The sequence below is a fragment of the Bacillus cereus group sp. BfR-BA-01360 genome (assembly GCF_022663595.1).
In the GTDB taxonomy this organism is placed as follows: Bacteria; Bacillota; Bacilli; order Bacillales; family Bacillaceae_G; genus Bacillus_A; species Bacillus_A cytotoxicus.
In genome coordinates, this window is record NZ_JAKUFV010000045.1 from 1 (window position 1) to 7,094 (window position 7,094).

The window sequence follows — 7,094 nt, forward strand, 5'->3', positions numbered from 1 at the left end:
CGGTTATAAAACTCCTCAAACAATAGAAGATCTGGCTATAAAAGTAGCTTAGATTTAACTTTTTTGTGTCCAAAATATTGACTCAAATCCAATTTTTATAAAAAAGTTTGACTATCTTCTACTTTCTACGCTTAACATTCATACCTTTTAATTGAGTATTTAAACTGTTATTAATGAGACGAAAATGTAACTAAACAAATATCCGTTAGCTGCCCTATTAAATATATAAAGAGTATATTTTTTTCTAAATTCCGCATTAGTTATTGATTGTTTAATAAATAATAATTAATCTTAAATAAATTATTATTCTCTACTCATAATTTTGTTCCAGATTTTAATCCTCTTTTCTTTTAATTTTTCCCATTAAGAAGTTTAACGTTTCTTTTAGCCCCTCTTTATAAGGTGTAGCTATTATTTTACCTATTCTATTTTCATATTTTTCTCCGCTTAGAGTAAATCCTTCTTCTGTAAGATACATAATTTCTACTACTTCTTTCATAACTGGGTCAAACAATCCACTTATACGGATTGCATTTTTATTTAATGGAATAACCATTTTCTTATTCCCAGTAATTTCACGTGCATATTTTATTATTTCCTTTCCTGAAATCAAACCAGCACCAGGAATGTTCCAATTTTCTCCATAAGAATCATCTTTGTTCGCTATTTCTACAATCATCTTGGCAGCATCTGGTAAATAAACATATTCTCTTGGTGTTTTTAGATTACCAATAAAAATAGAAATTTTATTTTCTGCAAGTCCAGTCAATGTAGGATGTAAGTAAGAATTCTGCGAAGTTATACCATAATAGTCCGGCAATCTAACAATTAATGCTTTTGCATTTCTCCATTTCTTATCAAATATTAATTTTTCAAATTCAACCCTAATCTTCCCTTTTTTTGTATGAGGTTGTTTAGGATGATTTTCATCTCCTTTAGCTACTTGGTGACCATAAACATATATTCCATCAACAATAACTATTTTCTTGTTTAAAATATCTGCTGCCTTCATTACATTTTCGCCAAGTAAAAGGAGTTTATCTGCCATTTCGTGATATTGAACATTCGCGCATTGAAATATGACATCTACATCTTTTGCAGCCTCTATGATAGTTGTATAATCAAAAATATCGCCTAACTTATACGTTAACAAAGGTGTAGAACCATTCTCTTTCATTAATCTTTTTAATTTGCTTTCTGAACGTCCAAAAGCAATAACTTCTAATTCTCTAGATAATAGTTCTGATACAATCGCTTGACCAGATCCACCTGTTGCTCCTAAAACAATTGCCTTTTCCATATTATAAATCCCCCTTTAATTTTTCACTCAGTTAGTTATCAATCAATAACTAACTTTGAAATAAAAAACCGAAAAGAATCGGTTAGCTTATTTTCTTTCATTATAAATGAATTCTGGTAAATCTAGGTAATAAGAAATATTACAAAGTATTCCTCTAGCTAAAAAAGTTGTTACTTCCTCCTCTGCATTTGGAACATTCGCTGATTGGAATCTCTCCAAAATATAACTTCTAATACGAGACAATCCAGTTTTTGTACAGTTTCTTATTGTATCTTCTGTAACTGAAAGTCCTATTACCTGTAAGGCAATTTCATTAGGATAAGATATAGACAGCTTTTCATATGCTTCAACCATTTTAGATTCATTGCACAAGTGTTATATTTTTTGCGCCAGAACCTTTTTTCAGCTTGTCCAAAATTAATAATTGTTCCTTCATGTATTGTTGCCCCTCTCATATTATGGGCACCAACGAAAACACCTTTATTTTCTATTTGACTATCAATCAAATCCCTTGCCTTCTCTCCAAAATCTCTTTCAATACCGTTGTATCTTCTTGTAAATCCAAGCCGCCTAAAATTATCTCTTTCGGTTGACGAATTTGAACACCTAAAGCGGTTAACTTCGTATAATTTGGAACAGTCATAAACCGCCTTTCTGATAAAAGTTTCAAACGTTCCATTTCTTTTTCAGAAACATAGAACTTTACTTGTTTTTTAGTCATTTATAGTACTAAAATAAATATAAAAATCAAAAGACCAATTAGTACTACGTAAATAAGTACTAATTGGTCTTTTTTTACTGTTTATTGTAAAGGTGGATACTTTAACTTTTTCATCTCTGTATCACTAAGACCACTTCCACCCCACTGTTTATTCTTTATAGCTTTTTCAGAATTAAGATACGCTTGAAAGTTAACTTTTTTATCTTTATAGAAATATTCATAATGAATATCAGGATTTTCTCCTTCAACATAAACAGCCATCCAATATCCACCAAATTTAAGATCTTTATGAAAATCTATATATTTTAACTGGCTTTCTTGTATGCCTTGTTTAGCAATATAATCATATATCGCTTTTTTTGCTTGTAATCTATGAAATAAAATAAAACTACCCAATAAAACTAATAAGGTAAGAATTGTAAGGAGTATCATCTTTTTTTTCAAATTCAATCCTCCAAATTATTTGTTAATATGTTTTTACTAATGGTGGTTTATACGCTGCATTAAAAGTATCAATTAAACCATAAGGAGTTACGATTCCGCTAACTGCTTTCATCACATTTCTTGAACCAGAACCATAATATAATGCTTGGAATACTAATTTAGAACAATATGTTGGATTTTTTTCGTATAGACGTAAATTAATGCTATAACTTAAATGAATATTTTTAGTTGCACTTCCAGTAGTGGAATAAAAATTTCTATCAGCATATCTAGCTACATCCCTAGCAAGATTTTGATCTTTTAAACGATAAACCTTAATCCATTTTCCTGACTCAGTATATCTGTTCATCCACTTAGATGTAGTTAACTGTTCATCCACTTAGATGTAGTTAACTGTTCATCCACTTAGATGTAGTTAACTGTTCATTTTCTTTACCAGCACCAGGCATATGTAAAATATAATTATCGCCATTGGCAATAGCTGCATGTCCTAAAATCCCTGAAGAACTTGTAGCATTTGTTATAAATATATCACCAGCTTTTAACGTAAAACCACCCCAATTTGCTCTTCTGATAGTTACATCTTCCAAAATTTTATTATCTCCAGTTGGTGAAATAGGGGGTTGTCCATAATTATTTAATTTTAACCATTCAGTATAAGATAGTGGCTCTTGAAAAACACCTTGATTCAAACCATCTTGATATACAGGCATAAATTCTTTTTCATTTTGTTCAAGCCATTGATCAAAAGATACACTATTTTGATCTAAAACTCCTTTTTCAATTGCTTGGTTATAAAGAGACTGATAATCAATAACCTCTTCAGCTGAAAGCATCTTCAAATTAAAACCAAAAACAAAAAATAAAATAGCAATAAAACCAATCAATAGTTTTTTCATCAATCATCCTCCTGAATCATTATGTTATTTGTATAACCTTCCATAAAAATAACATAATTTTCAAATACAGGATGAAAATACATGTGACAGAAAACATACACATAGTTCACTAACTAAATAACTAATCTACTAAAATAAATAGAGGAATCCCCTTGTTTTCGGGTGTGAGTGCTGGCTGGGGGGTTAGGGGGCTAATCCTCTAGAACGTAACTTTATATAGAGTAAGCTTATCCCTTAGGACGATAGGACTGGCGGTTCGGTGGGTACAATTGCTAGTCCAAGTCGAGCAACCGATATCCTCGTTTTTAGTCTGTTCGACTTGGCGAAAGCGAAAAACCCGCCGAAAACAGTTCCGCAAGGACAACATCAAAAAGAAAAGACAATAGTCTTTAGGTGAGGATAAACGAACCGACTTTTTGATGGTGAGGGTGGAGATTTTTGAGTGGGTTTCTCAAAAATACGACCCGTTCCTTGCGGAACTTTTAGCTCTATATATAAGAGTGAGATAGGCAAAATGAAGAAATCTAGTAATATCAAGGGTTTATAAGACATAGGGTGTTGCCAAAAAGCCACACCTAAAACATCTAAAATAAATAAATTGGTAATTTATGTTTCTTTCCGTCTTCACCAAGAAAATTTCTAAGTGCCTTTTTAAAAATCTTTTGAGTTGCCTTATCCACTCCATCTTTCGGACTACAACACATAATATTAGGATTCACAAACCATGTTCGACTCGTACAAATCCGTCCGTCTTCTGTTGTAGTACCTGTTTCAGCAACCGCTAAAATTCCTTTTTTCATTAAAACATTCATCATTTTTGAAATCTTCGAACGATCTCTTTTTAATTCCTTAGCGAAATAACTAGGCGTAGCACTATCTGAATCAAATTCATTTTCTTCATTCGCTCGTTCTACAAGAATATTAGTTTTAAATTCTATATAAGGTATCAAATCCATCAAAAAAGCCTTTTCCGCATTGGTTAGATAGTTTATTTTAAGCAAGTAATTATAATTGTCCATAATAATCTGCACAAATTTCACCCTATCTGTAGGCTTTTTCTTTTTACCTATGAAATATTCTTCACCAGTAGTCTTGCTTAACAATTGCAAAAGCATTGCTTTTTCTTCTTCTGAATAACCACCAGCTTGTAACTGATCATAAATACTATCAATCTTGCTATCTCTTTCTTTTGCCCTTTTTTCAGCTTGTCCAAAATCAATAATTTTCTTTGTCATATCTAAGTTAATTCCTCCTTAATTGAGGGAATCAACAAAAATACCTTGTCCGTACTATTTATATTTTTCCATATTTTTTTGTTTGTATCTTTTTTAAATTATGATAATCTATAAATAGATGATTTAAGTTTTCAAGGTATTTACGTTGAATACCCAATAAACGAGCCATGTTAGCCGCATGGCTCGTTTTTTATTCTATCATTCTATCACACATATGCTCTCAAAATATTGTCAAACAAAGTTCCCCAAAAATTTTACTTAAATCGTTATAATATCTTCTAACGATTCATATCAAATCCCCGTTGTCTACTAGCTATTTCTCTTTTATGTTCACTCTCAAATTGATTACTTACACTCTTATTAACTAGTTCATTTTTAACATGTTCTCTAAACGTCTGAAATTTCTCTTTAAGGACTTTTTTAGTTTGTTGATATAAAACCCTTATATTCATCTCCAAATCTTTTATATGAGCCTTTAATGAGCTTATTTCAGTATTTAACATTCTAACTTCTCTTTCTAATTTTTTATTTTCTATCTTCAACTCTTTATTGTCTTGTATTAGATATTCTCCCCCCAATCGTAAACCTTCATTTTCCTGTACAAAATTTGTTTTTCTCAAACGCTCATAATCATTTTTGATAGTAACCGCTGCATTCACTTGTTTTGTAAATTCCTGATATTGTTCCTGTGATAATACATAATTTCTTGTCTGTTTCTTCGTAATTTCAGCTTTCCCAAACATTTTATCTTGTACTTCTGTTATTACTTCTCTACGTAAAAACGGAATCACAACAGGCTCATTTGGCACTTGATCCGTAGCACTATCTAATTCTTTTTGCATTTGTTCTACTCTTTTTTCTAACTCTACATGACGCTGGCTAATTAGCTGCAGCTTTTCACTTCCATTCTCTACTTGTCGTTTTACTATCTCTAATTCTTTGTACTTATCAATGACATCCCTTTCCAAACTCTTTTTTGTTACCTGTAATTCGTTTGTTTTCTCTTCAACATTTTTTAAATGATAGTCAATCCCTTGTAATTTTGTTTCTTTTTCTTGCACTTGGTTTTCAATAGTTGACTTTGCTTCTGCATATTCCTTATATTGACGGACTTTCATGTATTTATGGGAACCTACATTAGCACGTTCAAAGTTTGGAATTTGTTCTTTAGCCAAAGATTCAATATAATCCGTTTCCAATTGTCTCCAATTCGCAATTAGCTCCGTCCCTTTTCCTTTTACAGCTTGTTGTTGCAAAGCTCTATCCATTCCGACACGCCTTGTTAATCCTCGACTACTTTCGAAATTCGGTACATAATTAATATGTAAATGCGGATTGGCTTCATCATCATGTAAAACCATGTTATACACTGCCAGATTAGGATTTCGCCCTTGAAACGCCTCAGCATACCGTTTTAACGCTTCCTTTTTGGCTTCCCTATACTTTGGATCATCTTTTCCTTCCCCAATCGCTACGACCAATTCTCTTTGCTCATGCGTCTTTTCATCTTTACGTATTTTTTCATAATAGTCCTTAATTTTGCGATCATTCCGTTTTTTCTTTTCGTTGTACCTTGTCAACTGCTTCTTGAAAAACATCCTTGTATACACTTCGGATGTCCTTTTGAACAAAGTAAATATTCTGATCCAACCTGGTTGGGTCTATGCCAGGATTTCCATGAATGTTTTCCCTGTTATTATGGCTCAATGAACTTTTGTGAGATTGGTTAAATGAAATAGAGAACAACATAAAATGTCACCACTTCCCCTAGATGAATTGATACCATAAGTCTAGCAAAGCGACGAAATGGAGTCAATTTATGTAAAATCTATATGTATTTTGATGCTAACGCATCAAAATACATAGGGGTCTGCGACGCTTGTCGGCTCCGCCGACCCATGTTTAACATGGCAAAAAACCTCGGACTTTGTCCGAACCTACAAGGGGGAGAATCCCCCTTGACCCCTTCAATCGAACTCCCCAACCCCTCAATCCTTGAGGGACTCCCTCGCCAGTTGGCAGGCCAAAACGTAAACGTTTTGACAAACCAAGAGGGTCGCATAGTGAGTGTGTCAACTCCTTATCCTCCCTCACCCTTACGGGTTCAGTCCGGTACCGTTGACACACGCCATGTAGAGTCGGAAAAATAGAACATTACACAAAATATACATAATTATCCTAATTTAAAAATCTTGAATTATGGTAAATTAATATTGTGAATAGTCAAATATTCACAATTAATAATCTTTTTGTTTATCGAGTATCTAAATTAATTTAACAAGGAGATGTTTAGTATGAAAAAGGAATTTGAAAAACCTGTAACTATTCGCCAAAATGTTTGGGGAAAACATTAATTTAGATTTGCAGGAGTAGAAATTAATCTACTCCTGTTTCTATTTATTTTTATGACGAATTGTATTATTAAGTGCGACACCTAAAGAAAAAACAAAAAAGCCCACCTCGCTTCGTGTAAAATAGAAGTTACCACACAACCA

The 7,094-nt window shown here is 32.4% G+C and carries 7 protein-coding genes and 2 pseudogenes; 1 reads left to right on the forward strand and 8 read right to left on the reverse strand.

Features of this window, described 5'->3' with window-relative positions; all coding sequences use genetic code 11:
• Positions 1–334: 334 nt before the first annotated feature.
• The 8 genes and pseudogenes from MR056_RS21340 to MR056_RS21375 form a co-directional block, all read right to left on the reverse strand.
• Positions 335–1,300: an NAD-dependent epimerase/dehydratase family protein gene (locus MR056_RS21340; protein ID WP_012094731.1), complete on the reverse strand. Its 966-nt coding sequence runs from the start codon at positions 1,298–1,300 to the stop codon at positions 335–337.
• An 87-nt stretch (positions 1,301–1,387) separates the two neighbouring features.
• Positions 1,388–1,657: pseudogene (locus MR056_RS21345) on the reverse strand (TetR/AcrR family transcriptional regulator); the annotation flags it as partial.
• A 145-nt stretch (positions 1,658–1,802) separates the two neighbouring features.
• A complete protein-coding gene (locus MR056_RS21350; RefSeq protein WP_237701306.1) occupies positions 1,803–1,943 on the reverse strand; it encodes a hypothetical protein in 141 nt (46 codons plus the stop codon).
• Between the two features lie 159 nt (positions 1,944–2,102).
• Complete coding sequence (locus MR056_RS21355) at positions 2,103–2,453, reverse strand: DUF3139 domain-containing protein (RefSeq protein WP_048723157.1); 351 nt, start codon at positions 2,451–2,453, stop codon at positions 2,103–2,105.
• A 34-nt stretch (positions 2,454–2,487) separates the two neighbouring features.
• Complete coding sequence (locus MR056_RS21360) at positions 2,488–2,814, reverse strand: hypothetical protein (protein ID WP_242136695.1); 327 nt, start codon at positions 2,812–2,814, stop codon at positions 2,488–2,490.
• 40 nt (positions 2,815–2,854) lie between these two features.
• The gene (locus tag MR056_RS21365) at positions 2,855–3,364 is read right to left on the reverse strand and encodes a hypothetical protein (RefSeq protein ID WP_242136696.1); all 510 of its coding nucleotides are present in this window, start codon (positions 3,362–3,364) and stop codon (positions 2,855–2,857) included.
• Positions 3,365–3,948: 584 nt separating this feature from the next.
• Complete coding sequence (locus MR056_RS21370) at positions 3,949–4,599, reverse strand: hypothetical protein (RefSeq protein WP_012094736.1); 651 nt, start codon at positions 4,597–4,599, stop codon at positions 3,949–3,951.
• Positions 4,600–4,877: 278 nt separating this feature from the next.
• Positions 4,878–6,348: pseudogene (locus MR056_RS21375) on the reverse strand (plasmid recombination protein).
• 545 nt (positions 6,349–6,893) lie between these two features.
• Here MR056_RS21375 and wgkA point away from each other — a divergent pair.
• Positions 6,894–6,953, forward strand: coding sequence for a tryglysin family RiPP peptide (gene wgkA / locus MR056_RS22915; RefSeq protein ID WP_425319874.1), 60 nt, complete (start codon positions 6,894–6,896; stop codon positions 6,951–6,953).
• Positions 6,954–7,094: the final 141 nt, after the last annotated feature.

Coding starts and splice junctions, on each gene's coding strand:
- MR056_RS21340 (WP_012094731.1), bottom strand. CDS start 1,300: ATGGAAAAGGCAATTGTTTTAGGAGCAACAGGTGGATCTGGTCAAGCG.
- MR056_RS21350 (WP_237701306.1), bottom strand. CDS start 1,943: ATGACTGTTCCAAATTATACGAAGTTAACCGCTTTAGGTGTTCAAATT.
- MR056_RS21355 (WP_048723157.1), bottom strand. CDS start 2,453: ATGATACTCCTTACAATTCTTACCTTATTAGTTTTATTGGGTAGTTTT.
- MR056_RS21360 (WP_242136695.1), bottom strand. CDS start 2,814: ATGAACAGATATACTGAGTCAGGAAAATGGATTAAGGTTTATCGTTTA.
- MR056_RS21365 (WP_242136696.1), bottom strand. CDS start 3,364: ATGAAAAAACTATTGATTGGTTTTATTGCTATTTTATTTTTTGTTTTT.
- MR056_RS21370 (WP_012094736.1), bottom strand. CDS start 4,599: ATGACAAAGAAAATTATTGATTTTGGACAAGCTGAAAAAAGGGCAAAA.